The following is a 26,679-nucleotide window of genomic DNA, read 5'->3' as shown; positions in this document are numbered from 1 at the left end:
GGCTTTCTCCTCCCGCCGGAATTGGGGGCAAAGAATGCTCCCCTGGCCCGCCGGAAGGAAGGGGTCAGCCTTCGGCCAGGAAGGCGCGCGTTTCCGCCACCGCCTGGGCCAGGCCGAGCCGCCGGATCAGCACCCCCGGCGGCAGGCCGTGCAGCAGCCGCGACGGGCAGCGCGCATCGAGCATGACGAAGACGCCCTTGTCGTCCGCGCGGCGGATCAGCCGCCCGAAGGCCTGGCGCAGCCGGTGGCGCGCGACGCGGTCGTCGTATTCCTTGGGCCTGCCGCCCGAAAGATGCAGCCGGCGCTCGCGATGCAGGATGGTCGGCCGCGGCCAGGGCACGCGGTCGAACACCAGCAGCCGCAGCGCGCGCCCGGGCACGTCCACGCCGTCGCGCATCGCGTCGGTACCGAGCAGGCAGGCCTGCTCCTCCGCGCGGAACACGTCGACCAGCGTGGAATTGTCCATCGCATCGACATGCTGCGCGTAAAGCGGGATGCCCGCTTCCTCGAGCGGCCCGGCGATGCGCGCATGCACGTCCCGCAGCCGGCGGATGGCGGTGAACAGGCCGAGCCCGCCGCCGCCGGCCGCCAGGAACAGCGCCTGGAAGGCGGCTGCGACCTGGCCGGTGTTCTCCTTCGCGACATCGGTGACGACCAGGCAGCGCGTGCGCGCCGCGTAGTCGAAAGGGGAAGGGACGGCGGCGCGGATCGCGGGGATGGGCAGGTGCGCCGCCCCGGTGCGCGCCTCCGCCTCCCGCCAGGCGATGTCGGGGTCGTCCTCGGCCGCCTCCGCCTCGTCGCGCAGCGTGGCGGAGGTGATGAGCAGCCCGTGCGCGGGTGCGGCGACCGCGGCGGCGAAGGGCTCGGTCGGGTCGAGGTGATGGCGGTGCATGCCCGCATCCGCCTCCTGCCCCCCGCGGCGCAGCAGGCTCAGCCAGTCGACGAAGGTCGGGCGCTCGCCCGGCGCGGGCGGATCGGCCGCGATGGTGGCGAGCATCTGCCGCCAGGCGCGCAGCGGCCGCAGGGCGCGGTTCTCGATCGACCGCGCGGCGGATTCGATGCGGATGCGATCGCCCACCTCGAGTTCCGCCGCTTCCTCCTCCAGCCGCGCGGCGAGCCTGTCCCGCAGCAGCACGAGCGGCTGTTCCAGCCGGTGCAGTGCGCGGGCGAGCGCATCGGCGGCGACGGGCAGGTCCTCGGTCAGCGGGAACAGGTCGCATTCGGAATCGTACAGCCCCGCCTCGCGCGCTTCCTGCGTGCGGGCGAGCACCTGTTCCCGCGCGGCGCGGAGGAAGGCCTCGGCCGGGTTGGGCGCTTCCTCCCCCGCCGCCGCGCGCGAGGGCTGGGCGAGGCGCGTGGTCCAGCCGGGGACGGGCAGGGCGCGGGCGGCCTGGAGCGCCGCCTCGAGCTGCGCGTTCAGTTCGGGCTTCTCGCCGATCAGTTCCTCGAGCCGCCGGCGCAGGCCGCGCGCGCGCGACCGCCCGCCTTCCGCGCCGAGCAGCCAGCGGCGAAGCTCCGTCATCTCCGCGCCGGTCAGGTCGGCGGAAAAGGCGCTGTCCGCCGCGTCGAACAGATGGTGGCCCTCGTCGAAGACGATGCGCAGCGGCGCGCCGTCCTCACCGCCGCCGCCAAGCGCGGCCTGCACCATCACCAGCGCGTGGTTGGCGACGACGATGCGCGCGGCCTGGGCGCGGCGGATGGAATGCTCGACGTAGCAGGCCTTGTAGTGCGGGCAGGCGGAGCGGATGCATTCGCCGCGGCGGTCGGCCAGCGGCAGGATCGCGCCCGGGCCGAACAGCTCCACCATCCAGCCGGGGAAGTCGCCGCCCAGCAAATCGCCGTCGCGCGTCGCGAGCGCCCAGCGCGCGACGAGCCCGAGGGCCACGGCAAGATGCGGCACCGGCACGCCCGACGTCATGTCGTCGAGGTTCAGCAGGCAGAGGTAGTTCTCCCGCCCCTTGCGCAGCACGACGCGGCGCCGCCGCTCCTCCGGGTCCGGGAACAGCCGCGCCGTCTCCTGGTCGATCTGGCGCTGCAGGTTGCGGGTGTAGGTGCTGATCCAGACCGGCGCGCCGTTGCGTTCGGCCCAGAGGCTGGCCGGCGCGACATAGCCGAGCGTCTTGCCTGTGCCGGTGCCCGCTTCGGCCAGCACCAGCGCCGGCGCACCCGGATGGGCCCGGGGCGCGAAGGCGGCCGCGGCGGCCGAGGCGTAGTCCGCCTGCTGCGGCCGCTGCTCGGCATCGGGCCCCAGGATCTCGGCCAGCCGCCGCCGCGCCTCGGCGGGCTCGACGGTGAAGGAGGCGGCTGGCGGGGCCGGCGCCGCGTCCTCCCATTCCGGCAGGCGGCGCCAGACCTTGTAGGCGCGCGCATCGGGCTTGGCCTTGGGCTCGCCAAGGGCGGCCAGCACGGATGTCGCCCAGGGCCAGCCCGCTTCGCCCATGCGCGCGGCGAGGCCCGCCGCGTCGCGGTTGCGCGGATGGTCGCGGCCGTCGGCGAGGTGGCGCAGCAGCAGCGTCGCGATCTCGGGCAGCAGCGCCGCCGCCGCCGCCTCGTCCTTCGGCTGGGGCAGGTCGAGCGCCAGCGCCAGGCCGCGCGGCGTCGGCGCGCAGGATTCCGCCGGGCGGCAGAAGGCGAAGAGCTCGAGCAGGTCATGCGCCTCCCCCAGCCCGTTCAGCCCGAGCCGCCGCGCGGTGGCCGGCGCGTGGACGAGCATGGGCGCGGCGCCCTGGACGGCGCGCGCCGCTGCGGCGGCGGGCAGGGTCTCGATCTCGCCATCGCGCGTCAGCAGCACGGCGCGACCGACGCCGGCGACGAGAACGGGCACGTCGGGCAGGACGAGTCGCGGGGCGGAAGCCATGCCGGAGGATAGCAGCGTCGCGGTCAGCCGGCGCTGGTCGACAGCACGGCGTCGATGGCGGCGATGATCCGCGCCGCATGCGCGTCAGCCGCAAGCGACGCGACGCGTGGGCCGAGCACCTCGCGCGGCACGGTCTGGAGCTGCAGCGGATCGAGCACGACGCCGCGCCCTTCGATGGTGAAGCGCGGCGCGAGGTCCGGGTAGCGGTCCGCGCCCGCGGCATCGGCGGCGAGCAGCGGTGCGACCAGCCGGCGCGCATGCGCGTCGAAGCGGCGCGACTGGACGATGACGACGAAGGGGATCGCGTCCTTCAGCCGCCCGGGATTCCGATGCACGTCGAACTGCGCCATCACAGGGTGCTGAATTCGTCGCCGAAGGCGCCATGCGCCGCGATGAAGCGGTTGGACGCGGCGACAAGTGCTGCGACTTCCGCATCCGCCTCGGCGCGCCGGCGCTTCTCGGCGGCGACGAATTCCGCCAGCAGCGCCTCGACCGTGTCGGAGAGGTTGGGCGTCAGGCCGCGCGCCTCCCGTACCAGCTCCTCGCTCAGGCTGAGATTGACGGGGCGCTTGGGGGGGCGGCGGTCATGGCCCATGCGGCAGCTCCAGCGCGCGTCATTCCGCGCTCTGCGCATGTTATGCGCATGGACCCGTCGCGGCAAGCCGCGCGCCGCGTCAGCCGGCCGCCACGCTCCGATACGTCGCCCGCCCGCGATAGAGCGTGCAGTCGCGGCGCGGGAAGGCGGGGGCGAGGATGTCGAGCGGCGCGTCGGCGGGCGGCGCGCCGCGCGTCTCGGTCATGATGGCCGGGGCGGCCAGCGGCTGGGCGATCCCCCCGCGGACGGGCTGCGCCGCGGCGGCCATGCCATCCCGCGCGCGGCGGTGGTCGGACAGGGAATCGGAGGCGCTGCGCGTCCATTCCTCGATCCGGCGATGCACCAGGATGCCGTGGACGCGGCCATCGGGGCCGAGGATCGGCGCGCCGGAGGCGCCGGGCTCGATGCCCCGCGAACCGTCCACGCGGATATCGAGCAGCGCGCCCGCCGGCTGGTCCGGCGCCGGGGTGAGGCCCGGCGCGGCGGCGAAGGCGCGCTGCGCGGCAGGGTCGGCGAAGCCCGTCACCTCCAGCACCGCCTGGTCGGCGCGGGCGGGGTCGAGCGCATCGAGCGGGTTCCACGGCCGCGCCGTCGCGGCGACGCGCGCGGTCGCGAGCATCGTGCCATCGGCGCGGGCGAGCAGGATGTCGACCTCCGAGGGGCCTTCCAGCGCGCGGGCGACGACATGGGCGGCGGTGACGACGCGGTTCGGCGCGCCGGGTTCCACGGCGCTGCCGGCCAGCACGAAGCCGGTGCCGCGCGTGACCGGCCCGGCGCCGCGCGGCTGGACGCTGATGCGCAGGACGGAGGCGGCGACCTCGGGTGTGGCGGCATCGAGGCAGCCCGCGAAGTCCTGGCCGCGCGGTGCGCCCGCGCAGCCGGCGAGGAGGAGGAGCAGCGCGCCCGCGACGCGGGGCAGGGCGATCCCTTGGGCCATGGCCCGGAGGATCGCCGCCGGAGGTGAAGATACCGGAAACCCGGAAGCACGCGCCGGGCGGGGCGAAGGTTCACGATGGCCGCGGCGCCGAAGGGGGGCGTCGCCGCCCCCCTGGCCGGATCAGGCGGCCTTGAGCCGCTCGGCGATCTGCACCGCGTTCAGCGCGGCGCCCTTCAGCAGCTGGTCGCCGCAGAGGAAGATGTCGAGCCCGCGATCCCCGAAGACCGGGTTGGCGCGGATGCGCCCGGCCTCGACATCGTCCTGCCCGGTCGCGGTGAGCGGCATCGGATAGATGCCGTTCTCCGGGTCGTCGACCACCTTCACGCCGGGGGCGCGGCGCAGCACTTCCCGCGCGGCCTCGGGCGTGACGGGCCGCTCGGTCTCGATCGTCACGGCTTCCGCGTGCACGCGCATGGTCGGGATGCGGACCGCGGTGCAGGAGATGGGCAGGTCCGGCAGGCCCATGATCTTGCGGCTTTCCCAGACGACCTTCATCTCCTCCCGCGTGTAGGCGTTGGGCTGGAAGGAATCGATCTGGGGGATGACGTTGAAGGCGAGCGGCCAGCGGAAGACGTCGTGCTGTGGCTTGGCGCCGTCCACCAGCACACGCCGCGTCTCGCGCTCCAGCTCCGCCATGCCTTCCGCGCCGGCGCCGGACGCCGCCTGGTAGGTGGAGACGATGACGCGGCGCAGCCCGAAGGCCTGGCGCAGCGGCTCGAGCGCGACGACGAGGATCGCCGTCGTGCAGTTCGGGTTGGCGATCAGCCTGTGCGCGCCGATCGCCGAGGCATTCACCTCCGGCACCACCAGCGGCACGTTGTCCTGCAGCCGGAAGGCGGAGGAATTGTCGACCACCGTCACCCCAGCCTCGACCATCCGCGGCGCATGGGCCTTGGCGAAGTCGCCCGAGACGGCCAGCAGCGCGAGGTCGAGGTCGCGCATCTTGGCGTCGGAGAATTCCTCGATCTCCGTCTCCCCGAAGGGGGTCGTGGTTTTCATGCCGGCGCTGCGGGCGGAGGCGAAGAGCCTCAGGGAGGAGACCGGGAAGGCCCGGCGCCCCAGAACGTCCACGAGTTCCCGGCCCACCGCTCCGGTGGCGCCGACGATGCCGACACGCATGTCCCTGTGTGTCCTTTCAGGGTCTGAAGGGGGTGGCTGGATAGCGCAAAGGGCCCGGCGCACCAATGCTTTCCGGCGCGGGGCGGCTCCCCGGGCCGGGCATGGCGCGCTGCCGGGGTCGCCCTTCCGCCCCGGGCCACCTATAAGGCGCCACCGCCGTGACCGAATGAGTGCACCACCGTGACGACCGCCCCCGCCGACCTCAACGCCGTGAAGGCCTGGCCCTTCGAGGAAGCGCGCAAGGTCGCCGCGCGGCTGGCGAAGTCCGGCAAGGGTCAGGCCCTGTTCGAGACCGGCTACGGCCCGTCCGGCCTGCCGCATATCGGCACCTTCGGGGAGGTGGCGCGCACATCCTGGGTGCGGCACGCCTTCGAGCGCCTCACCGGCCTGCCCTCCCGCCTGATCGCCTTCAGCGACGACATGGATGGGCTGCGCAAGGTGCCGGACAACGTGCCGAACAAGGAGATGCTGGCCGGGCATCTCGGCCGGCCGGTGACCGCCATCCCCGACCCCTTCGGCACGCATGAGAGCTTCGGGCACCACAACAACGCGCGGCTGCGGGCGTTCCTGGATGCCTTCGGCTTCGAATACGAGTTCGCCAGTTCCTCGGAGTACTACCGCTCCGGCCGCTTCGACGCCGCGCTGCTGCGCATGGCCGAGCGGCACGAGGAGGTGCGCGGCGTGATCCTGCCGACGCTCGGGCCGGAGCGGCGCGCGACCTATTCCCCCTTCCTGCCCATCCATCCGAAGACCGGCGTCGTGATGCAGGTGCCGATGGAGGAGGTCCGCCCGGCCGACGACCTGCTCGTCTGGATCGACCCCGAGACCGGGGAGCGGCACGGCACGCGCATCACCGGCGGCCATTGCAAGGCGCAGTGGAAGGCGGACTGGGCGCTGCGCTGGTACGCGCTCGGCGTCGACTATGAGATGTCGGGCAAGGACCTGATCGATTCCGTGCGCCTGTCCTCGGCCATCTGCCGCGTGCTGGGCGGCGAGCCGCCCGAGGCCTTCACCTACGAGCATTTCCTCGACGAGCAGGGCCAGAAGATCAGCAAGTCCAAGGGCAACGGGCTGACCATCGAGGAATGGCTGCGCTACGCGCCGCCCGAAAGCCTGTCGCAGTTCATGTACAACCAGCCGCAGCGGGCCAAGCGGCTTTACTTCGACCAGATCCCGCGCGCGGTGGACGAATACCTGCAGCACCGGGCGCGGCTGCGCGTCGTGGCGGACCCCGCCGTGCCGGCCTGGCACATCCATGGGGGGGCCGCGCCGAACGACCCGGAGCCGCCGGTCTCCTTCACCATGCTGCTGAACCTCGCCTCGGTGGTGAACGCCGACGATCCGGAGATGCTCTGGGGCTTCCTGCGCCGCTACGCGCCGGGGGCGACGCCCGCGTCGCAGCCGCTGCTGGGCAAGCTGGTGGAGCACGCCATCCACTACTACCGGGACTTCGTCCTGCCCACGAAGCGCTTCCGCCTGCCGAGCGCGGCCGAGCGCGAGGCGCTGTCGGCGCTGATGGCCGCGCTGCGCGACCGCGCGACGGATCTCGAGGCGATGGCGCCGGAGGAGCGTGCGAAGGCCGCGCAGGACATCGTCTACGACGCCGGCCGGCGGGATCCCTTCCTGGAACCGGGCAAGGACGGCAAGCCCGGCGTCTCCCGCGCCTGGTTCAACGCGCTGTACCAGGTGCTGCTGGGGCAGCAGGAAGGGCCGCGCTTCGGCGGCTTCGTGGCGCTGTACGGCATCGCGGGCACGATCGGGCTGATCGAGGCCGCGCTCGCGCGCACGGAAACGCCCGCGGCGTGAACGAGCCTTCAGGCCCGCGGCGCGCCCTGGCGCTCCTCAAGCGCCACGGCCCGACGGTGTTCGGGCTGCTGCTGCTGCTCGGCGCGCTGTTCGTGGTGCAGAGGGAATTCCGCGGCCTCGCCTGGGCGGACATCCGCGGCGCGCTGCACGCGACGCCGGCCGCCTCGCTCTGGGCCGCGGCGGGCTTCACGCTGCTCGCCTACCTGATCCTGACCGCCTATGACCGGCTGGGCTCGGTCTATGCGGGGCATCCGGTGTCCTACGCGCGGACCTCGCTCGCCTCCTTCGTCGCCTATTCCATGGCGAACAATCTCGGCTTCCAGACCGTCTCCGGGGCCGCGGTGCGCTACCGCTTCTACGCAGCCTGGGGGCTGCCGCCGGTCGCGATCGCCAAGGTCGTCGCCTTCACCTCGCTCACCTTCGGCCTGGGCGGCTTCGCGCTGGGCGGGCTGGTGCTGGTGGTGGAACCGGAAGTCCTGCCCTTCTTCGGGGACGACACGGCGCGCTGGGCGATGCAGGCGCTGGGGCTGCTGCTCTGGGCGATCGTCTGCGCCTATATCCTGCTCGCGCGCTTCGTGCCGCATTTCCGCCTGTTCGGCCACCAGATCGACCTGCCCGGCTTCCGCATGGCGGTCGGCCAGACCGCGCTGGCGAGCGCCGACGTCGCGGTGACGGCGCTGATCTTCTGGGCGCTGCTGCCGCCGGCCGAAGGGCTCACCTTCCTGCATTTTCTCGGCATCTATGTTGCGGCCTACACGGCGGGGATCGCGGCGAACGTGCCGGGGGGCATCGGCGTCTTCGACGGGGCGATGCTCTTCGCGCTGTCGGGCTACCTGCCGACGCCGGTCGTCGTCGGTGCGCTGCTGCTGTTCCGCCTGTACTACTACATCGTGCCGCTGTTCCTCGCGGGGCTGATGTTCGCGGCCTTCGAGGTGAGCCAGCGGCGCCATTTGCTCGACCGCCTCGCGCCCGAGCGCGGCGTCGCGATGTCCTTCGAGGTGCCGGCGCTGGCGGCGCTGACCGGCCTCGCCGCGCTGGTGCTGCTGTTCATCGGCGCGCTGCCGCCCAAGCCCGGCCCGCTCGAAGGCGTGTTCGAACTGCTGGACGAGGCGGCGAGCCATTTCGCGGCCTCGGTCGTGGGGTCGCTGCTGCTGGTCGCGGCCTATGGGCTGGTGCGGCGGCTTGCCATCTCCTGGTGGGCGACGCTGCTGCTGCTGCTGAACGGCGCGATGATCGCCTGGCTGCGCGGGGAACCCTGGTGGCTGACGACGGGCTTCCTGCTCGTCGCCCTGCTGCTCGCCACGGTGCGGCCGGCCTTCTATCGCCGCGCGCGGCTGACGAGCGAGCCGCTCTCGGTCGAGACGGCCGCGGCGCTGACCGCGCTCGGCCTCTGCGCCTTCACCCTCGCCCTCGTCGCCTATGGCGGCGGGGTCGCCGACAGTTCCTGGTGGGGCGTGGTCTTCGCCGAGGAAGCGCCGCGCACGCTGCGCTTCGGCGTCGGCCTCGCCGGCGTGCTGCTGCTGGTCGCGGCCGCGCGGCTGTTGCGCCCGGCGCGGCCGCCGGCGCTGCCCTTCGACCAGGCGGCGCGCGAAAGGCTCGCGGCGGTGGGCGCCGTGCCGCCGCCACTGGCGGACGGGGTGGTGTTCGGGGAAGCCGGCCGGGCGGGCTTCGCCTTCGTCAAGCGCGATGGCGTCTGGCTCGGGCTCGGCGACCCGGAAGGGGAGGCGCGCGACCGTGTCTCGGCCATCTGGCGCTTTCGTGACATCTGCGAGCAGGCGCGCGTCGACCCGGCCTTCTGGCGCGTCGGGCCGGACCTGCTGCGCGTCTATGGCGATATCGGCCTGACCGCCTTCCCGGTGGCCAGCCAGGACGGCGCGCCGCGCTGGCTGGTCTGCCGGGCGGAACGGGACCTCGAGGCATTGCTGCCGCTGCTGCCGGGAGCCGAGGATGCGCGCTGACCGCCTTGCCAGCGCCCCGCTTCCGCGCCATTCCACGCCCATCCCGCAACCGGAGGGATCCCGATGCGCATCGCCATGATCGGCGCGGGCTATGTCGGCCTCGTTTCCGGCGCCTGCTTCGCCGAGTTCGGCGTCGACGTGACCGTCATGGACGTCGATCCGGACCGGATCGAAGGGCTGCATGCCGGCCGCATGCCGATCTACGAGCCCGGCCTCGACAAGCTCGTTGCCGAGAACGTGAAGGACGGAAGGCTGACCTTCACCACCGACCTCGCTACGGCGGTGAAGGGCGCGGATGCCGTGTTCCTCGCCGTCGGCACGCCGACGCGACGCGGGGACGGGCATGCCGACCTGTCCTACGTCTATGCGGCGGCGGAGCAGGTGGCGAAGGCGGCGGACGGGCCGCTCGTGCTCGTCACCAAATCCACCGTGCCGGTGGGGACGGGGCGGGAAGTGCAGGCGATATGCCGCCGCGTGCGGCCGGACCTGCCGATCAGCGTCGCCTCCAACCCCGAATTCCTGCGCGAGGGCAGCGCGATCGGCGACTTCATGCGCCCCGACCGCGTCGTCATCGGCGTGGACGACGACCACGCGACGACCGTGCTGCGGCGCCTTTATCGCCCGCTGTACCTGATCGAGACGCCGGTGCTCGCCGTCAGCATCGAGAGCGCGGAACTGATCAAGTACGCCGCCAACGCCTTCCTCGCGACCAAGATCACCTTCATCAACGAGATCGCCGATCTCTGCGAGAAGGTGGGCGCCGACGTGCACGACGTGGCGCGCGGCATGGGCCTCGATGGCCGGATCGGGCGGAAGTTCCTCCATCCCGGCCCGGGCTACGGCGGGTCCTGCTTCCCCAAGGACACGCTGGCGCTGGCGCGCACGGCGCAGGATGCCGGCAGCCCGGTGCGGCTGGTGGAAGCCACGATCGAGGTGAACGAGGCGCGCAAGGCGCGGATGGCCCAGCGCATCCTCGCCGCCCTGGGCCCCGCCCATGCGGGCAAGCGCGTCGCGGTGCTCGGCGTGACCTTCAAGCCGGAGACGGACGACATGCGCGACGCGCCCTCGCTCGTCATCCTGCCTGCGCTGGTCGCGGCGGGCGTCGAGGTCACGGCCTTCGACCCGCAGCCCGCCCATGCGCGGCAATCGCTGCCCGCCGCGGTGCGCTTCGCGGAGACGGCGATCTCCGCCGTGCAGGGGGCGGATGCGCTGGTCGTGCTGACCGAGTGGAACGAATTCCGCGCCTTGCCGCCGGATCGCCTCAAGGCGGCCATGAAGGGCGACATCATCCTCGATCTGCGCAACGTGTGGGACCCGGCGGCGATGCGCGCGGCCGGCTTCACCTATTCCTCCATCGGCCGGCCCTGAGGGGATTGAGCATGACCGCCTTCCGCCACCGCTTCGACCAGACGGTGCTCCGCGAATACGACATCCGCGGCATCGTGGGCAAAACGCTCAGGCCCGAGGATGCCTTCGCGATCGGCCGCTGCTTCGGCAGCGTCGTGGTGCGCGCTGGCGGCAAGCGCGTGGCCGTCGGCTATGACGGGCGGCTGCATTCGCCGGAGATGGAGGCGCAGCTGGTCGCCGGCCTGCGCGCCTGCGGGCTGGACGTGGTGCGCATCGGGCTCTGCGCCACGCCGATGCTGTACTTCGCCGCCTACGACCAGGAAGCGGACGGCGCGGCGATGGTCACGGGCAGCCACAACCCGCCGGACTACAACGGCTTCAAGATGATGATCGGCAAGAAGCCCTTCTACGGCGCGGCGATCCAGGAGATCGGCCGCATGGCCGCGGAGGGCGACGTGGTGGCGGAACGCGCCGGCAGCGACCGGTCCGTCGACATCGCGGGCCGCTACGCCGACCGCGTGCTGCAGGACTGGGACGGCGGCGACCGCAAGCTCAAGGTGGTGTGGGACCCGGGCAACGGCTCGGCCGGGCCGATCGTGAAGGCGCTGGCCGCGCGGCTGCCGGGGACGCATTTCGTCATCAACGGCGATGTGGACGGCAATTTCCCGAACCACCATCCGGACCCGACGGTCGCCAAGAACCTCGAGCAGATCATCGCCGAGGTGGCGCGGGAGAAGGCCGATCTCGGCATCGCCTTCGACGGCGACGGCGACCGCATCGGCGTGGTGGACAACGAAGGCCACATCCTGTTCGGCGACCAGCTTCTCATCGTGCTCGCGCGCGACGTGCTGAAGGCGAAGCCGGGCGGGACCATCATCGCCGACGTGAAGGCGAGCCAGGTCCTGTTCGACGAAATCGCCAAGGCGGGCGGCAACCCGCTGATGTGGAAGACCGGGCACAGCCTGATCAAGGCGAAGATGGCCGAGACCGGCAGCCCGCTCGCGGGCGAGATGTCCGGCCACATCTTCTTCGCCGACAAGTGGTACGGCTTCGACGACGCGCCGTATTCCGCCGTGCGGCTGCTCGGCATCGTCGCGCGCATGGCGGGCAAGCTGTCCGAGGTCCGTGCCGCGCTGCCGCAGGTGATCAACACCCCCGAGCTGCGCTTCAACTGCGAGGAAGCGCGCAAGTTCGTGGTGGTGAAGGAAGTGAAGGACCGCCTGGCCGCCGAGGGTGCGAAGGTGCAGGACGTCGACGGCGTGCGCGTGCTGACCGAGGATGGCTGGTGGCTGCTGCGGGCGTCGAACACCCAGGCGGTGCTGGTGGCGCGCTGCGAGGCGTCCTCCGAGGCGGGGCTCGAGCGGCTGAAGGCGCAGCTGGTGAAGCAGCTGGTGGCGAGCGGGCTCGAGGCGCCGGACTTCTCGGCGGAGAATGCGGGGCACTGACGGCCACCCGCCAGCCGACATCCCGATGCGCGGTCCGCGCCTTGGCGCCAGGGCCGGGGCGCGCGCGGATGGTCGTTCGGCCACGACGCGGCGGGCCCCGCGACGCCCCGGCTTCCAGAGTGGCCGCGTGACGGTCTAGCCTTGCCTCAGCGGGCCCGGGACAGGGCCCTGGAGGAGACCCGGGCATGACATTCCCTCGCCGCACGCTGCTGCTCGCCGCCGGCGCCACCCTTGCCGCACCGGGCCTTGCCCGCGCGCAGGAATTCCCCACGCGCCCCATCCGCATCATCGTGCCCTTCCCGGCGGGTGGGACCACCGACGTCCTCGCACGCCTCTACGCGCAACGGCTCACCGAAACGATGGGGCAGTCCGTCGTGGTCGAGAACCGCGGTGGCGGCGGTGGGTCCATCGGCGCCGACGTCGTCGCGAAGGCCGCCCCCGACGGCTACACGCTGCTGTTCCACAACCTGACCTTCAGCACGACCACCGCCGCGCTGGAATTCGCGAACCGCGCGCCGCACTCCATCGAACGCGACTTCGCGCCCATCACCCTCGGCGCCAACGTGCCCATGCTGCTGCTGGTCAACCCGGCGGTCCCGGCAAGAAACCTGCGGGAATTCGTCGCCTGGGCGAAGACCCAGCCGCAGCCGCCCTTCTACGGATCGACCGGCCCCGGCAGCACGATGAACCTGATCGGCGAGCTGCTGAAGCGCGACGCCGACATCCGGATGGAGCACGTCCCCTTCCGCGGCGCCGCCCCGCTGGTGCAGGACATGCTCGCCGGCCGCGTGCAGTTCGGCGGCGACCAGCTTTCCTCCTCGCTCCAGCATGTCCGCAGCGGCGCGCTCCGCGCCATCGCGACGCTCTCCGATACGCGCCCCTCCGCCCTGCCCGACGTGCCGACGGTGCGGGAGATGGGGCTGCCCAACCTGACCCTGCTCGGCTGGAACGGCTTCTTCGCGCCCGCGCGGACGCCCGAGCCGGTGCTGGCCCGCCTGCACCGCGAGATCGCGGCCGCCGCCCGCTCCCCCGCCCTCGCCGCCCGCATCCAGGAGCTCGGTGCCGAGCCCGGCGGCAACAGCGCGGAGGAATTCGGCGCCTCTGTCCGCGCCCAGATCGAGCAGGTGCGGCCGCTGGTCCGCGCCCTCCAGCTCCAGATCGAATGACGCCGCTGTTCGTCTATGGAACGCTGCTCGACCCCGATGTGCTCGCCCGCATGTCGGGCGAGCCGTCCCTGCCGCGGCGGATGATGCCGGCGCGGCTCGAGGGCTGGCGGCGCGTGCATCTGCGCGGCACGCCCTATCCCACGTTGGTGGAGGATGCGGGCGCGGCCGTCGAAGGCGCGGTGGTGCGCGCCGGCCCCGCCGCGCTCGCGCGCCTGTCGGACTATGAGGGCAGCGCCTATGCGCTGGTGCCGCTGACGGTCGCGACGCCGCGTGGCCCCATGCGCGCCCGCGCCTGGATCGCCCCCACCTGGCGCGCCGACCTCGTGCGTCCCTGGCCAGGGTAAGCGCCAACGGATCGCGGTCCAGGGGGCCGTAGCCCCCTGGCGGGGTGGCCCGGAGGGGCGGCGCCCCTCCGGTCGGGTCATGCGATGTGCTGTGCCGCTGCCTCGCCGCTGAGCCACGCCCCCGCCACCGTCGCCGCGAAGCGCGGATGGCAGGCTTCTCCCGCGAAGACGAGCCGCCCGTCGCCGAGCGGCGCCGCGAGCGCGGCGCGTGCGGTCTGTGCCCCTGGCACCGCGTGGCTGTAGGCGCCGCGGAAGAGCGGGTCTTCCGCCCAGCGCGTGACCGTGGCGCGGCCAAGTGCAGCGGCGCCTTGCGTGCCGAAGATGGTTGCCGCTTCCGCGCGCGCCTCGGCGTCCGCGCGGGCCGGGTCGCCCGCCATCTCCCAGGCGCGGGCGCCGCCGCAGAAGGCGACCAGCACCGGGTCGCCGAAGGGGCGGGAGACGAAGGACATGGGCCGGTCGTGCGCGTGCGCGACGGCGCGGCGCAGGCTCGCGAAGGGCGGCAGGTCGGGCAGGGCCGGATCGTCCGCGCGGAAGGCGACCTTCGTCAGCAGGCCGAGCGGCAAGGCGAGGATCGCGTCGCGCGTCGTGGCAGGCAGCGGCGGGTCGAAGGCGATGCCGCCGGCGGCGAGCACGCCGGTCGAGACGGTGACGATCGCCGCGCGCGCCGCGACGGTACCGAAGGCGCCTTCCGCGACCACGCCGCGCGCGCCCCAGCGCAGCCGGTCCACGCGCGCGTCCAGCCGCACCGGCAACCCTTGTGCGAGGCGTGTGACGAGGCCGCCCACGCCCTCCCGCAGGATCATGTTCGGCCCATCCAGCGCGGTGGAGGCAAAGTCGCGCAGCGACATGCGGGACAGTTCCGCAGCGCAGATCTGCGCGCCTTCCCAATGCGCGACGGTGGCGTCCCAGCGCCCGCCGCGCGGCGCGGCCTCGGCGGCCGGGCGGTCGGGGCGGCCATCGGACGCGGCGGCGTCGATCGCGGCCCAGAAGGCGTCCTCGGCGGTGGCGTAGTCGCGGCGTTCATCGTGCGTGGCGAGGCGGCCATCGGTGAAGAGGCGCCGGTCGCGCAGCGAATCGTGGTCCAGCATCTCGACGCCCATCGCCCGGGCGAGAGGCGTCAGCGGGTTCTCGTCGGCCTGGTGCAGCCAGGAGGCGCCATGGTCGAAGGGCAGGCCGAGCGAGGCGGTCTCCGTGAAGGCCCGCCCGCCGACCCGCGGTCCGCCTTCCAGCACCAGGCAGCTTCGCCCCCGTGCTGCGAGGCTTCGCGCCGCGGCGATGCCGGCGCAGCCGGCGCCGATGACGAGGACGTCTGGATCGGAAGGGAACATCGCCGCATCATGCCGCGACACGGCCAGGGGATGAACCATGCTGCAAGCGCCGCCCGCCGAACCCGGCATGCGCGAGGACGAGGTCGATACGCCGGCGCTGCTGATCGACCTCGACGCCTTCGAGCACAACCTCGACACCATGGCGGCGCTGCTGGCGCCGACGGGCGCGAAGCTGCGCGCGCACGCCAAGACGCACAAATCGGCGGTGGTCGCGAAGCTGCAGATGCAGCGCGGCGCGGTCGGGCAATGCGTGCAGAAGGTGGCGGAGGCCGAAGCCTTGGCGTGGGGCGGCATCCCGGACGTGCTGGTGACGAACCAGGTGGTCAGCCCGCGCAAGCTCGCGCGGCTCGCTTCGCTCGCGCGCATCTGCAAGGTCGGGTTGTGCGTGGACGACGCCGCGCAGGTGGCGATGGCGGAACAGGCGGCGGAAGCGGCCGGCGTGCGGCTGCCCGTGCTGGTCGAGATCGATGTCGGCATGGGCCGCGCGGGGGTGGAACACGGGCCGCCGGCGGTGGCCCTCGCGGAGCGCATCGCCGCGAGCAAGCACCTGATGTTCGGCGGCTTGCAGGCGTATCACGGCAGCGCGCAGCACATGCGCACGCCGGAACAGCGCGCGGGTGCGATCGCCGAAGCCGCGGCGCGGTCGCGGCGGACGGTGGAACAGCTGAAGCAGCGTGGATTGGACTGCCCGATCGTCGGCGGCGCGGGCACGGGCACCTTCCGGCACGAAGCGGCGAGCGGCGTCTATACGGAAATCCAGGCCGGCTCCTACGCCTTCATGGATGTGGACTACGCGAAGAACGACGACGCGCCGCCCTTCCGCCACGCGCTGTTCGTGCTGTCGCAGGTGATGAGCCGTGCCACGCCCGGCGTTGCCGTGGTGGATTGCGGGCACAAGGGTGTCGCGGTCGATTCCGGCATGCCCGGCGTGTGGGAGCGCCCGGGGCTGCGTTATGCCGGCGCGTCGGACGAGCACGGCAAGATCCTGATCGAGGATGGCGCGCCGCCGGCGCTGGGGGAGAAGCTGCGGCTCGTGCCCGGGCATTGCGACCCGACGGTGGATCGCTACGACTGGTATGTCGGCGTGCGGAAGGGGCGGGTGGAATGCCTGTGGCCGATCGCGGCAAGGGGTGGAATGGCGTGAGGGAGTAGGCGGTCGCTGCCGCGGTGCCGCGCGTGGTACCACGGCTGAGACTGCGGATCGCGCGGGGTTACGCCTCGCGAACCTTCTGCATGAGAAAGCCCTTCAGCTCCTTCGCGCGCAAGGCGGCAAGCAATGCGTCCGAGACGAAGAGCTCACCTCCCCCCGAGAAGTAGGCATCGACCCAAAGATGTCGGCCCGCGATTTCGGTGCGCGAGACGCACAGGTCGTCGACGTATTTCACCACGTCGTTCAGCGTCTTGCGGCGCTGGCCCTGCTTGCCGATGCATTCCTCGGGCAGAAGGGAGTTGATGCGCACCAGCGGGTTCATGATGAAGTACTGGCCTGGCGCGACGTCCCGCCCATCCAGGCGCTCGATTGGCTTGCCGTTGGGCCGGCGTATCATGATCGGGAAGAACTGGTGCAGGCCGGATTCGAAGTGTTCCACCACCGCCCGGAACTCCACCGAGACGCCCCAGCAGGCCACGACCGGCAGGAAGTCGGCCAGCGCCTGGTGCTTCGAGGTGAGCCAGAACTCGGTCTTCACATCCGCCGGGTCAAAACGGATGCCCTTGTTGCCGAAATCGAAGCCGAGAAACTTCGATCGCTGATAAGCGGCGTCGGTGAGCACGCCACTCCACCCAATCGCCCGCTCCGATGGCGCTCCATTGACCGACGGTCGAAAGCGGCTGTCGTTTGCGAACCGAATGATTGCCGCCATCGCGTACCTCGACTCGGGAACCTAAGCGACGGCGGAGAGATCGACGCGGTAGGTCGGCATGCCATGGCGTTCGCCGAACCGCACGACGATGCGCTGCGTCGGCGTCTGGCCTATCGTGTCGCCATCGCGAATGAGAGGCAGCGCCGTCTTCACTGACTCGCCCAGACGATCCGATGCATCCACGCGATCTCCGGCAGTTCGAAACTGTAGGAGGGATGCGCGGGGTTGAGGCTCGCGAGCTCGATGCGCTTGGCCGATTGGCGGCGCAGTTCCTTGGCCATGACCTCTCCCTTCGCGGTGCGGACCACCACGCGGTCGCCGCGGCGCACGGGGGCGGCGGGGGAGACGACGACGACGTCGCCGTCGCGGAAGACCGGCTCCATGGATTCACCGGAGATCTCGAGCGCATAGGCGTTGGGGTCGCCGATCTCGGGCAGGGAAATCTCGTCCCAGGAGCCGCCGACGGGATAGCCGCCATCGTCGAAATAGCCCTCCCCACCCGCCTGGGCGAGGCCGATCAGGGGCACGCGCCGGCCTGTCCCACCGCGCGCGCCGCCGCGCGGCAGCGCCGGCAGGCCCGAGACCAGGCTGGCGAAATCGTCGATGCTGCGCCCGACGGCGTCTAGGACCTTCGCGACGCTCTCGGTGGAGGGCCAGCGCGCGCGGCCATCGGCGCCGGTGCGCTTGGACGGGTTGAAGGCGGTGGGATCGAGCCCGGCCTTGCGGGCGAGGCCCGAGGCGGAAAGCCCGTGCTCGGCGGCCAGGGCGTCGAGGGCGCGCCAGATGTCGTCGTGCCGCATGGGCGGGTCGGGGCCTCCATTCCGCGGGCCAAGGACGCGAATCCAGATGTCGCGCTTGCCCTGGGGAACATATCCTAGGTCTGGTGTCGGAATGCAATAGGAACAGTTACCTTTTTCGGCTTGCGGGACACGACCGTAACGATTAATGTTCCCCTATTGTTCACCAACCAGGCGAGCCCCCCCATGCGCCCCAGCCCCCGCACCGCCCACGCCCCCGCCTTCGCCAGCATCGCCGCCGCGGAGCCCTTCCGATCCGCCGAGGAAGCCTGGTTCTGGACCATGGCTGCCCTCATCGCGCGCCGCGACGGCGCGCGCATCGTCGCCGGCAAGGGCGAGAAGGTGCGGCCCTGCGAACCGGACGACGTCATCAAGTGCCTCGACCGGCTGTACCGCCAGCGCCGCATCGACCTGATCCATGCGCGCGTGCTGCGCGCCTGGGGCGAACGCGGCGTCGCCCCCGACCCGCGCCACCTGTCGGAACGTGCCGACGCGGCGCAGTGGCGGGTCGCGCTCGCGCGGCTCGAATGGCCGCTGCGCGTCAAGGGAATCGTGCTGTGAGTCCCAGGATCGGCTCGGTGCGCGACGCGCCGCAGCAGGTCTGGATCGCCTTCGGCGGCGCGGCCGACCAGGCCTGGCTCTGGCCGCTCGCGAAGGGGTTCCGGCATTGCTTCGCCGCGCTGCGCGACGAGGCCGGCTGGACGGTGGTGGAACCGCTGTCGGGCCGGCTGCTCGCGCTGCGCGTCAACGCGCCGGCCGAGTACGACCTGCCGCGGCTGTATCGTCGCGCGGGGCTCGCCGTGCTGGGTCCCTTCGCGCCGGCGCCCGCGCGCGCCACCCGCCTGCCGCCGCTGTTTCCCTTCACCTGCGTGGCGGTCTGCCGCGCGCTGCTCGGCCCCGGCGCGCCCTTCGCGCTGACGCCGCGCGGACTGTTTCGCGCACTTCAGCGCAATAGGAAAAATGTCTTGACTTCCGCCTCCGCCTGACCTATCTCTCCCCTTGCCAAGGGGCGAATTGCGCCCGGAGGCCTTCCTCCCGTTCCCAGGACCGACTTCCGCGGGCCCGCCCCCCACCAGGGGCGGGCCCGTGGCTTTTCGGCGCCCCGCGACCGGGTCCCGACACCCCAGCAGAGGAGCCGCGCGCGCATGGGTGGCCTGTTCCGCGCCCCGAAGCCTGTCGTCATCGCCCCCGCCGCCGCGCCGGCGGACCCGGCACCCGCACCGGCCGCGGCCGTCGAGGAAAGCGCCGCGGCGGGCCGCGCCGAAACCCGCGCCCGCGCCCGCCGCGGCCTGCCCGGCACCATCGCCACCTCCGCCGCCGGGCTGCTCGGCGCGCGCGCCGACTTCGCCGCGACGCGCAAGTCGCTGCTGGGGGAATGACGCCATGACGCCGGAGGACATCGTCATCCGCCACGCCGCCGCGCTCGACCGTCGTCGCGCGCAGGATGCGCTGTGGCAGGATTGCTACGACCACGTGCTGCCGCCCGCGACCGGCGGGCGCGTCGCCCTGTTCGACGCGACCGCGGCGGATGCGGCGGAACAGCTCGCCGCGTCGCTGCTTGCGGAACTGACGCCGCCCTGGTCGCGCTGGTTCGGCCTCGCGCCCGCGCGCGGCAGCGCCGACCCCGCCGCGGCCGCCGCGATGGAAGACGCGGCCGAGACGCTGCAGGCGCATCTCGACCGATCGAACTTCGCGCTCGAGATGCACCAGGCCTTCCTCGACCTGGTGATCGCCGGCACCGGCCTGCTGCTGGTGGAGGAAGCGCCGCCGGGCGAGGCCTCCGCGCTGCGCTTCACCGCCGTGCCGCTGCGCGAGGCGGTGCTCGAGGAAGGGCCGGCCGGGCGGCTCGACACCGTGTTCCGCGCCGCGCGACTCACCTCCGCCGCGCTCGCCGCGCGCTTTCCCGCCACGGCGCCGCCACGCGACGGGCAGGGCGAGGACACGCCCCGCCACCGCGTCATCGAGGCCGTCTGGCCGGATCGCGACGGCCACCGCTTCCGCGCCGTGCTGGTGACGGACACGGCGCCCGTGACGCTGGCGGAAGGCCGCTTCGCGGAAAGCCCCTTCATCGCCTTCCGCTGGCTGAAGGCGCCTGGGGAAAGCTATGGCCGCGGTCCCGTCGCCAAGGCGCTGCCGGACATCCGCACCGCCAACAAGGTGGTGGAACTCGTGCTGAAGAACGCCTCCATCGCCGCGACCGGCATCTGGCAGGCGGAGGATGACGGCGTGCTGAACCCGGCGACGGTGCGGCTCGAACCGGGCGCCATCATCCCCAAGGCGCCGGGGTCCTCGGGCCTCACGCCGCTCGCCGCGCCGGGGAATTTCGACGTCTCGCAACTGGTCCTTGCCGACCTGCGCGCGCGGATCCGCACCGCGCTGCTGGCCGACCGGCTGGGGCCGGAGCAGCGGGCGCGCATGACGGCGACGGAAGTGCTGGAACGCGCCGCCGAGACGGCACGGCTGCTGGGCGCGACCTATGGGCGGCTGCAGGCCGAACTGCTTGCGCCGCTGGTCGCGCGCTGCATGTCCATCCTGCGCCGGCGCGGGGAGATCCCCTCGCTGGTGGTCGATGGGCGGGAGGCCGTGCCGCGCTACCGCAGCCCGCTCGCGCAGGTGCAGGGCCGCGCCGATGCGGCGAACACGCTGCTGTTCCTCCAGGCCGTGCGCGCCATGGGGCCGGAGGCGGTCGCGCAACTCGACCTGCCCGCGGCTGCGCGATGGCTCGGCCGAACCCTGTCCGCACCCGCCGAGGTGCTGATCCCCGAAACCCCGACCGCGAAGGAGTGAGAAAGATGCCCGAGGACCTGCTGGAGACCGCGCTCGCCGAAGGGGCCACCGCGCGCGACGACGTGCCGGAGAAGTTCCGCGACCCGGAGACGGGCTCGGTCCGCGTCGACGCGCTGCTGAAATCCTATCGCGAGCTGGAGCGCCGCCTGTCCCAGCGCCACGCGCCGCCGGGTCCCGAGGCGCCGGAGGAGGAACGCGCCCGCCATCGCCGCGCCCTTGGTGTGCCCGACGGCCCGGATGGCTACGAGATTTCGCCGAAGCACGATCTGTGCTGCTCGGATGAGACGATCAACCATCGCCTGCACGAAGCCGGCTTCAGCCAGGCGCAGGCGCAACTCGTCTACGACCTGGCCGCCGAGCGCCTGGTGCCGCTGATCGCCGAGGCCGCGCAGCAATTCGAGGCCGAGCGCCAGATCGCCGCGCTGCGCGCGCATTTCGGCGGCGAGGAACGCTTCCGCCGCGTCGCCGCGCAGGTCGCCGCCTGGGGGCGGGCGAACCTGCCGCCGCCGGTGCTCGAGGCGATGTCCACCACCGCCGAGGGCGTAATCGCGCTGCACGGCATGATGGCGAAGAACGAGCCGCCCGTCGCGCGCCGCGCGGATGACGGCGCGGCGTCGGAGGAGACGGAGCTGCGCGCGATGATGCGCGACCCGCGCTACTGGCGCACGCGCGAGCCGGAGTTCGTCCGCCGCGTGACGGATGGGTTCCGGCGGATGGTGGGCGGGGCGGGCTGAGCGGCGCTTTTCGGAACCTCGGAGGATGTCCATGCCGGTCAGGATCACGCAGGCCGAGCTGCGCGAGGCCATGCGCGATGCACGGTACTGGAAGCCCGGGCATCCGGAGCGTGCTGCGTTCAATGCCTGGGTCACGGATGGCTTTCGCGCCCTCAATCCGCGCGATGCCGCACCACGGGCGGCGGTCTGGGTGAAGGCGTATACGCGCAACGGCCATACCGTGGCGGCGCATTGGCGCGCTGCGCCGCCGGGGGAGGAAGCCACAGGAACCGCAACGCATCAGGCGTCCGGTCCGCGTCGGTCCACGGACATTCCTGACGTCGTGCAGGTTGGCCTGCTGGACCGCATGCTTCGACCGCTCCGGCGCGCGCCTTCCGATGGGCGCGGGTCTGGTGGATCAACGAGTGGCCGAGATACTGGCCAACGGCCCGCGCCTGAGCGTCGTCGGTGGCAGGACGCTGCCGGGCGCGACCGCGTTGACAGCATCAGAAACGACCGAGACACGGTGCCAATGCGGGATGCCCACAGCGCGGGTGTCTCGCAGTATAGCCGGCCAGGTGGAAGCGCCGGCCGCCAACGCGACATCGAATCGTTGAGTCCTGTCGGAGATGCGATCCGCCGAGGACCGGATGTCGAACAGCGATTCCTTGCCGACGGCAGATTGGCTACCCTTCGGCGGGCAACGCATCCGCTGAGCCGTGGTGAGCTGACGCTGGAAATCGCTGAACCTGTCGGGGAGGGGCGTTTCCGCCCTACCGATATCTTCCGCTATCCGCCATCTCGTTAGGAGACGTCTTGTGTCGAAGAACACCACGCCGGAAGCGACCTATGCGGCCACCTTCGGCAATGCGATCGACCATCTCTCACAGGCGGGAAATCGCGAACAGCAAAGCGTTCTTCGTGATCTCGGGTGGACGATGCTGGAAGTCTGGACCGGCGCGGAGGGCGGTAGCTTCACACGCTTGTCGAACGCATGGCTTGGCCAGCAGAAGTGGCGTGTTCAGATCGCACCTGCGCGTGAGTTGTGGCGTCCGGAATGGGTCGCCTATCTCGCAGATGCAGCAAAGCGACGAGGTCATGACGAACTTCTTGGCACGTCGGTCTCGACCGGTGAATTCAGGGACCGCGCGGTCTGGCGTATCCCGACCAACGCTGACGATATGAGTCGCTTCTTCGAGTCACAGTTTCCTCTCTTCTGCTTACTATTTCCCGCGGATCGGAGCTTCGCGATCCACTGCATTGCTGACGAATTGGCTGCCTATGCCGGGCCGGCCGAATTTGTTCGCGACGCCTTGCCGCCCGGCGCTATCGGACGGCATGCAAGGGCTGCGGCCATTGCCGCCGTAGATCCGAGGCTGACGGAAGACGACTACGCGGACGTTCTCGCGCCCTACGCACCCTTCATGATCGACGGCTGAGCGCGCCCGCGCCACACCGAACCCGCATCACCCCACACGACCCGCCCTTCCGGCGCGGCTCGAGCGGCCCCTCCCGCCGCTCGCCGCGCCGGCGGCCGCCGCGCGCCTGCGCGCCGCGGCCCGGGGGCGGGTGGCGCGCCTTGAGCCAGGCAGCGCCGCCCGCCCCCTGAGTTTCCGGCCCGCGCACAACCCCTCAAGGGGCGCGCGCGCCGCGCCACGCCCGGCCCCGCGCGGCCAACCGGGCGAAGGCGCATCCCCCGCACACAGCATGAAAGGACACCCGCATGTCGGGCACGATCGAGAGCGCCTTCGTGAAACAGTTCGAGGCCGAGGTCGCCGAGGCCTATCAGCGCCAGGGCAGCAAGCTGCGCCCCACCGTGCGCAGCAAGTCCAACGTGAAGGGGGCGAGCACGCTCTTCCCCCGCGTGGGCAAGGGTGTGGCCGCGTCCAAGGCGCGCAACGGCGCGGTGCCGGTGATGAACCTCACCTACGCCAATGCCGAATGCTTCCTGCAGGACTACTACGCCGGCGAGTGGATCGACCGGCTGGACGAGATCAAGACCAGCATCGACGAGCGCACCGTGATCGCGAACGCCGGCGCCTATGCGCTCGGCCGCAAGACGGATGAGTTGATCATCGCGGCCCTCGACACCGCCACCGCCGAGGCGACGGGCACCGGCGTCGGCCTGACCGACGCCGACGGGCTGACCAAGCAGAAGGTGCTGATGGCCTTCGAGATGCTGGGTGCGGCCGATGTGCCGGACGACGGCCAGCGCTTCGCGGTCGTCGGCTGGAAGCAGTGGAGCGAGCTGCTGCAGATCGAGGAATTCGCGAAGTCCGACTATGTCGGCGAGGATGCGCTGCCCTGGAAGGGCACGCAGGCCAAGCGCTGGCTCGGCGCGCTGTGGATGCCGCATTCCGGCCTGACCAAGGCGGGCACGCTGCGCTACTGCTATTTCTACCATCGCACCGCGGTCGGCCACGCGGTGGCGAGCGAGGTGGTGACGGACATCACCTGGCATGGCGACCGCGCCGCGCATTTCGTGAACAACATGATGTCGCAGGGGGCGGTGATGATCGACCCGACCGGCGTCGTGCGGATGCGCGCGAAGGAATAGCGAAGGGCGGGGGGAGAAGTGAACTTCTCCCCCCGGACCCCCCTCAACCTTTTCTGTCTGTTGGAGACTGACCTCCGGGGTCAGTTCCCAGACGAGAAAGAAGGTTGGGGGGCACGGGGGGAAGTTCCCTTCCCCCCGACTTTTTCCCACATCACGAGGAGTCCCCCGATGGCGCTCTCCGCCCTCGCGCTCTGCTCGCGCGCGCTGCTGCGCATCGGCGCGCAGCCCATCGCCTCGCCTGAGGAAGGCACTGCCGAGGCGGAGGTCGCCGCCAACCTCTATCCCGGCCTGCGCGACGCGTTGCTGTCGGCCCATCCCTGGTCCTTCGCCACGGCGCAATCCGCGCTGCCGCGCCTGGCCGCCGTGCCGCGCGCGGACTTCGCCCACGCCTTCCAGCTGCCGCCGGGGTTCCTGCGCGCGCTGTCGGCCGGTGCGGGTGGCCGTGCGCGGGGCCTGGTCTATCGCATCCAGGAGGACCGGCTGTTCACCGATGCCGACGCCGTCGTGCTGACCCATGTGTTCCGCCCGGACGAAAGCGCCTTCCCGCCCTTCTTCGCCGCCGCGTTGGTGGCGCGGCTTGCCGCCGAGTTCTGCATCCCGCTGACCGAGAGCGCGTCACGCGCCGAGATGCTGTTCCGCCTGGCGGAGGGCGAGCTGCGCGCCGCGCGCCAGGTCGACAGCCAGCAGGCGAGCCCGCGCGCGATCGAGGGGTTCCCGCTCATCGACGTGCGGGGCTGACCCATGCCCGCCGTCAAGCGTGCCAAGACGAGCTTCGCCGCGGGGGAACTCGCGCCCGAACTGCTCGGCCGCGGCGACCTGCGCGCCTTCGAGAACGGCGCGCGGCGCCTGCGCAACGTCTTCCTCCAGCCCACCGGCGGCGTCACGCGCCGGCCCGGGCTGCGCCATGTCGCGACGCTGCCGGGTGCGGCGCGGCTGATCCCCTTCGAGTTCAACACCGAGCAGACCTATCTGATGGTGCTGACGGACGGCGCGCTGCGCGTCTTCCAGGGCGATGCGGTGGTGGCCACGCTCGCCGGCCCCTGGACTGCGGCGATGCTGCCGCAGATCGGCTTCACGCAGAGCGCGGACACGCTGCTGCTCGTGCATCCGCAGATGCCGCCGCAGCGCATCACGCGCACGGCCGGCGGCTGGACGATCGTGCCCTGGGCCTTCGTGCGGGAGCCCTTCTTCCGCTTTGCCCCGCCCGAGGTGACGATCACGGCCAGTGCCATCACCGGCGCGGTAACGCTGACCGTGAGCGCGCCGACCTTCGTCGCCGCGCATGCCGGCACGCGCCTGCGCATCGGCGGCAAGCGCGTGCGGATCCTGTCCGTCGCCTCACCGACGTTGGTCAACGCGACGGTCGAGGACACGCTTGCCGCCGCCGTGCCGACCACGGACTGGGAGGAAGCGGCGATCGGCCCCGCCCGCGGCTGGCCCGTGACCTGCTGCTTCCACCAGGAACGGCTGGTCATCGGCGGCACGCGGGACCTGCCGAACCGGCTGATGCTGTCGCGCACCGGCGATCTCTTCGACTTCGACCCCGGCGCGGGCCTGGATGACGAGGCGATCGCCTTCGGCCTGGTCTCGGACCAGGTGAACGCGATCCGCGGCGTCTTCTCCGGGCGGCACCTGCAGGTCTTTACCTCGGGCGCGGAGTGGATGGTGCGCGGGGATCCGCTGACGCCGTCTTCCATCCAGCTCGACCGGCAGACGCGCGTGGGCTCGCCTGTGGACCGGCTCGTGCAGCCGGTGGATGTCGATGGTGCGACGGTCTTCGTCGCGCGCGGCGGGCAGGGCGTGCACGAATTCGCCTATGCGGAGGTGGGGGAGGCCTACCAGGCCAACGACCTCGCCATCCTCGCCCGGCACATCGTCAAGGCGCCCGTCTCCATGGCGTATGACCAGCGGCTGCGGCTGCTGCACCTGGTCATGGAGGATGGCGGGCTCGGCACGCTCACGCTGTATCGCGCGGAACAGGTCACGGCCTGGACGCGGCAGGAGACGGCGGGCGCCTTCCGCGCCGTGGCGGAAAGCGAGGGCACCGTCTGGGTCGCGACGGAGCGCGAGGGCGCCTGCGCGCTGGAGCGCTTCGAACCCGGCCTCGGCCTCGATGCCGCGCTGAGCGGCACGGCGACAGCGCCGCAGGATGTGTGGAGCGGCCTCGCGCATCTGGAAGGGCGGGACGTCGCCGTGCTGGCGGACGGAGCGCCGCGCGCACCCGTCGCCGTCGCAAGCGGGGCGGTCACGCTCGACCCGCCCGCGCGCAGCGTGCAGGCCGGCCTGTCCTTCCGGCACGAGGTCGAGCCGCTGCCGCAGGACATCATGGCCGGCGGCGGCGCGACGAGCGGCCCGCTGCGCCTCGTCTCCGTCACCTTCCGGCTGCTGGAGACCGCGGCGCTCGAGGTCGATCTCGGCCGCGGCGCGCAGCCCGTGCCGTTCCGCCGGCTCGACACGGCGCTGCTCGACGCGCCGCCCGCGCCCTTCACCGGCGACGTCACGCTGCGCGGCCTCGGCTGGCGGCGCGACCGGCTGCGCCCACTCTGGCGCATCGAAGGTGCGGCGCCGCTGCCGATGACGCTGCTTTCCGTCACCACCGAGACGAGGATGACCGATTGATGGCCCAGCTCGCATCGCTCGCCGCCCTCGCTGGCGCGGGCATCAGCGCCTATGGCCAGGTGCGCCAGGCGCAGCAGCAGCGCGCCGCGTCCCGCGCGCAGGCGGACAACCTGCGCGCGCAGCAGGAAGCGCAGGATGCGCAGGCGACCACCCAGGCCGCGGCGCGGGCGCGGGAGCGCAGCCAGGCGCTCGCCCGCACCATCGCCTCCGTCCGCGCGCGGCTCGCCGCGGGTGGCGTGTCGCCTGACGAAGGCTCCGCCGCCGCGCTGGCGGCCGGGCTGCGCCGGGATGCCGCGCAGGACGCGGCCGAGGAGGCCGCCGTGACGCAGGCGCGGCTTGCCGCTGGTCGACGCTCGCTGCTCGCCCCCGATGGCAGCCTGACCTCCTTCCTCCGTGCCGGGCAGAGCCTCGGCGGCGCCGTGCGCAGCCTGCTCGACTGACC

Annotated in this window: 27 protein-coding genes; 18 read left to right on the top strand and 9 right to left on the bottom strand. The window is 72.3% G+C overall.

Features of this window, described 5'->3' with window-relative positions; all coding sequences use genetic code 11:
• Nucleotides 1-64 precede the first annotated feature (64 nt).
• The 5 genes from J5Y09_RS14210 to J5Y09_RS14190 form a co-directional block, all read right to left on the bottom strand.
• On the bottom strand, nt 65-2,857 hold the full coding sequence (locus J5Y09_RS14210; RefSeq protein ID WP_209352465.1) for an ATP-dependent DNA helicase: 2,793 nt from the start codon (nt 2,855-2,857) through the stop codon (nt 65-67).
• 23 nt (nt 2,858-2,880) lie between these two features.
• The gene (locus J5Y09_RS14205) at nt 2,881-3,207 is read right to left on the bottom strand and encodes a CcdB family protein (RefSeq protein ID WP_209352464.1); all 327 of its coding nucleotides are present in this window, start codon (nt 3,205-3,207) and stop codon (nt 2,881-2,883) included.
• On the bottom strand, nt 3,207-3,452 hold the full coding sequence (locus tag J5Y09_RS14200; protein ID WP_209352463.1) for a type II toxin-antitoxin system CcdA family antitoxin: 246 nt from the start codon (nt 3,450-3,452) through the stop codon (nt 3,207-3,209). The genes J5Y09_RS14205 and J5Y09_RS14200 overlap by 1 nt, the downstream gene beginning before the upstream one ends.
• Before the next feature lie 79 nt (nt 3,453-3,531).
• Nucleotides 3,532-4,389 (bottom strand): trypsin-like peptidase domain-containing protein, encoded by an 858-nt coding sequence (locus J5Y09_RS14195; protein ID WP_209352462.1) that lies wholly within the window; start codon nt 4,387-4,389, stop codon nt 3,532-3,534.
• A 120-nt stretch (nt 4,390-4,509) separates the two neighbouring features.
• Entirely contained in the window at nt 4,510-5,508 is a 999-nt protein-coding gene (locus J5Y09_RS14190) for an aspartate-semialdehyde dehydrogenase (protein ID WP_209352461.1), read from the bottom strand.
• A 180-nt stretch (nt 5,509-5,688) separates the two neighbouring features.
• Between J5Y09_RS14190 and J5Y09_RS14185 the strand changes: the two genes are divergently transcribed.
• The 6 genes from J5Y09_RS14185 to J5Y09_RS14160 all read left to right on the top strand — a co-directional run bounded on the left by J5Y09_RS14185 (nt 5,689) and on the right by J5Y09_RS14160 (nt 13,574).
• Nucleotides 5,689-7,314 carry a lysine--tRNA ligase gene (locus tag J5Y09_RS14185; protein WP_342451480.1) on the top strand — a complete coding sequence of 542 codons (1,626 nt, stop codon included), beginning with the start codon at nt 5,689-5,691 and terminating at the stop codon, nt 7,312-7,314.
• A complete protein-coding gene (locus tag J5Y09_RS14180; RefSeq protein ID WP_342451479.1) occupies nt 7,311-9,272 on the top strand; it encodes a lysylphosphatidylglycerol synthase domain-containing protein in 1,962 nt (653 codons plus the stop codon). Before J5Y09_RS14185 ends, J5Y09_RS14180 begins: the two co-directional genes overlap by 4 nt.
• A 63-nt stretch (nt 9,273-9,335) precedes the next feature.
• On the top strand, nt 9,336-10,640 hold the full coding sequence (locus tag J5Y09_RS14175; protein ID WP_209352460.1) for a UDP-glucose dehydrogenase family protein: 1,305 nt from the start codon (nt 9,336-9,338) through the stop codon (nt 10,638-10,640).
• 11 nt (nt 10,641-10,651) lie between these two features.
• Entirely contained in the window at nt 10,652-12,064 is a 1,413-nt protein-coding gene (gene pgmG, locus J5Y09_RS14170; RefSeq protein WP_209352459.1) for a phosphoglucomutase/phosphomannomutase PgmG, read from the top strand.
• Nucleotides 12,065-12,249: 185 nt separating this feature from the next.
• Nucleotides 12,250-13,230, top strand: a complete 981-nt coding sequence (locus J5Y09_RS14165) for a Bug family tripartite tricarboxylate transporter substrate binding protein (protein WP_209352458.1) — start codon at nt 12,250-12,252, stop codon at nt 13,228-13,230.
• Nucleotides 13,227-13,574, top strand: a complete 348-nt coding sequence (locus J5Y09_RS14160; RefSeq protein WP_209352457.1) for a gamma-glutamylcyclotransferase family protein — start codon at nt 13,227-13,229, stop codon at nt 13,572-13,574. The genes J5Y09_RS14165 and J5Y09_RS14160 overlap by 4 nt, the downstream gene beginning before the upstream one ends.
• A gap of 77 nt (nt 13,575-13,651) precedes the next feature.
• Here the strand turns inward: J5Y09_RS14160 and J5Y09_RS14155 are convergent, their stop codons facing one another.
• Nucleotides 13,652-14,902: a flavin monoamine oxidase family protein gene (locus tag J5Y09_RS14155; protein ID WP_209352456.1), complete on the bottom strand. Its 1,251-nt coding sequence runs from the start codon at nt 14,900-14,902 to the stop codon at nt 13,652-13,654.
• Nucleotides 14,903-14,939: 37 nt separating this feature from the next.
• Between J5Y09_RS14155 and J5Y09_RS14150 the strand changes: the two genes are divergently transcribed.
• Nucleotides 14,940-16,046, top strand: coding sequence for a DSD1 family PLP-dependent enzyme (locus J5Y09_RS14150; protein WP_209352455.1), 1,107 nt, complete (start codon nt 14,940-14,942; stop codon nt 16,044-16,046).
• Between the two features lie 67 nt (nt 16,047-16,113).
• Here the strand turns inward: J5Y09_RS14150 and J5Y09_RS14145 are convergent, their stop codons facing one another.
• The 3 genes from J5Y09_RS14145 to J5Y09_RS14140 all read right to left on the bottom strand — a co-directional run bounded on the left by J5Y09_RS14145 (nt 16,114) and on the right by J5Y09_RS14140 (nt 17,564).
• Nucleotides 16,114-16,674: an imm11 family protein gene (locus tag J5Y09_RS14145; protein WP_209352454.1), complete on the bottom strand. Its 561-nt coding sequence runs from the start codon at nt 16,672-16,674 to the stop codon at nt 16,114-16,116.
• Nucleotides 16,675-16,785: 111 nt separating this feature from the next.
• Nucleotides 16,786-16,917, bottom strand: a complete 132-nt coding sequence (locus tag J5Y09_RS24625; RefSeq protein WP_280845654.1) for a hypothetical protein — start codon at nt 16,915-16,917, stop codon at nt 16,786-16,788.
• A complete protein-coding gene (locus J5Y09_RS14140; protein WP_209352453.1) occupies nt 16,914-17,564 on the bottom strand; it encodes a S24 family peptidase in 651 nt (216 codons plus the stop codon). Before J5Y09_RS14140 ends, J5Y09_RS24625 begins: the two co-directional genes overlap by 4 nt.
• A gap of 183 nt (nt 17,565-17,747) precedes the next feature.
• Between J5Y09_RS14140 and J5Y09_RS14135 the strand changes: the two genes are divergently transcribed.
• The 11 genes from J5Y09_RS14135 (at nt 17,748) to J5Y09_RS14085 (ending at nt 26,677) form a co-directional block, all read left to right on the top strand.
• Entirely contained in the window at nt 17,748-18,122 is a 375-nt protein-coding gene (locus J5Y09_RS14135; protein ID WP_209352452.1) for a hypothetical protein, read from the top strand.
• Complete coding sequence (locus J5Y09_RS14130; protein ID WP_342451478.1) at nt 18,119-18,547, top strand: hypothetical protein; 429 nt, start codon at nt 18,119-18,121, stop codon at nt 18,545-18,547. Before J5Y09_RS14135 ends, J5Y09_RS14130 begins: the two co-directional genes overlap by 4 nt.
• Nucleotides 18,548-18,706: 159 nt before the next feature.
• A complete protein-coding gene (locus J5Y09_RS14125) occupies nt 18,707-18,940 on the top strand; it encodes a hypothetical protein (protein WP_209352450.1) in 234 nt (77 codons plus the stop codon).
• Between the two features lie 4 nt (nt 18,941-18,944).
• Nucleotides 18,945-20,348, top strand: a complete 1,404-nt coding sequence (locus tag J5Y09_RS14120) for a portal protein (protein WP_209352449.1) — start codon at nt 18,945-18,947, stop codon at nt 20,346-20,348.
• A gap of 5 nt (nt 20,349-20,353) precedes the next feature.
• Nucleotides 20,354-21,082, top strand: a complete 729-nt coding sequence (locus J5Y09_RS14115) for a capsid assembly protein (RefSeq protein WP_209352448.1) — start codon at nt 20,354-20,356, stop codon at nt 21,080-21,082.
• Between the two features lie 31 nt (nt 21,083-21,113).
• Complete coding sequence (locus tag J5Y09_RS14110; RefSeq protein WP_209352447.1) at nt 21,114-21,869, top strand: hypothetical protein; 756 nt, start codon at nt 21,114-21,116, stop codon at nt 21,867-21,869.
• 10 nt (nt 21,870-21,879) lie between these two features.
• Entirely contained in the window at nt 21,880-22,500 is a 621-nt protein-coding gene (locus J5Y09_RS14105; RefSeq protein ID WP_209352446.1) for a hypothetical protein, read from the top strand.
• A gap of 284 nt (nt 22,501-22,784) precedes the next feature.
• Nucleotides 22,785-23,618, top strand: coding sequence for a phage capsid protein (locus J5Y09_RS14100; protein WP_198378299.1), 834 nt, complete (start codon nt 22,785-22,787; stop codon nt 23,616-23,618).
• 168 nt (nt 23,619-23,786) lie between these two features.
• Entirely contained in the window at nt 23,787-24,356 is a 570-nt protein-coding gene (locus tag J5Y09_RS14095; protein WP_209352445.1) for a phage connector family protein, read from the top strand.
• Between the two features lie 3 nt (nt 24,357-24,359).
• Nucleotides 24,360-26,237, top strand: a complete 1,878-nt coding sequence (locus tag J5Y09_RS14090; protein WP_209352444.1) for a phage tail protein — start codon at nt 24,360-24,362, stop codon at nt 26,235-26,237.
• Nucleotides 26,237-26,677: a hypothetical protein gene (locus J5Y09_RS14085; protein ID WP_209352443.1), complete on the top strand. Its 441-nt coding sequence runs from the start codon at nt 26,237-26,239 to the stop codon at nt 26,675-26,677. Before J5Y09_RS14090 ends, J5Y09_RS14085 begins: the two co-directional genes overlap by 1 nt.
• Nucleotides 26,678-26,679 lie beyond the last annotated feature (2 nt).

Origin of the sequence: Roseomonas nitratireducens (assembly GCF_017813355.1) — a bacterium.
Taxonomy (GTDB): Bacteria; Pseudomonadota; Alphaproteobacteria; order Acetobacterales; family Acetobacteraceae; genus Neoroseomonas; species Neoroseomonas nitratireducens.
This window is presented reverse-complemented; position numbering and strand designations above follow the sequence as displayed.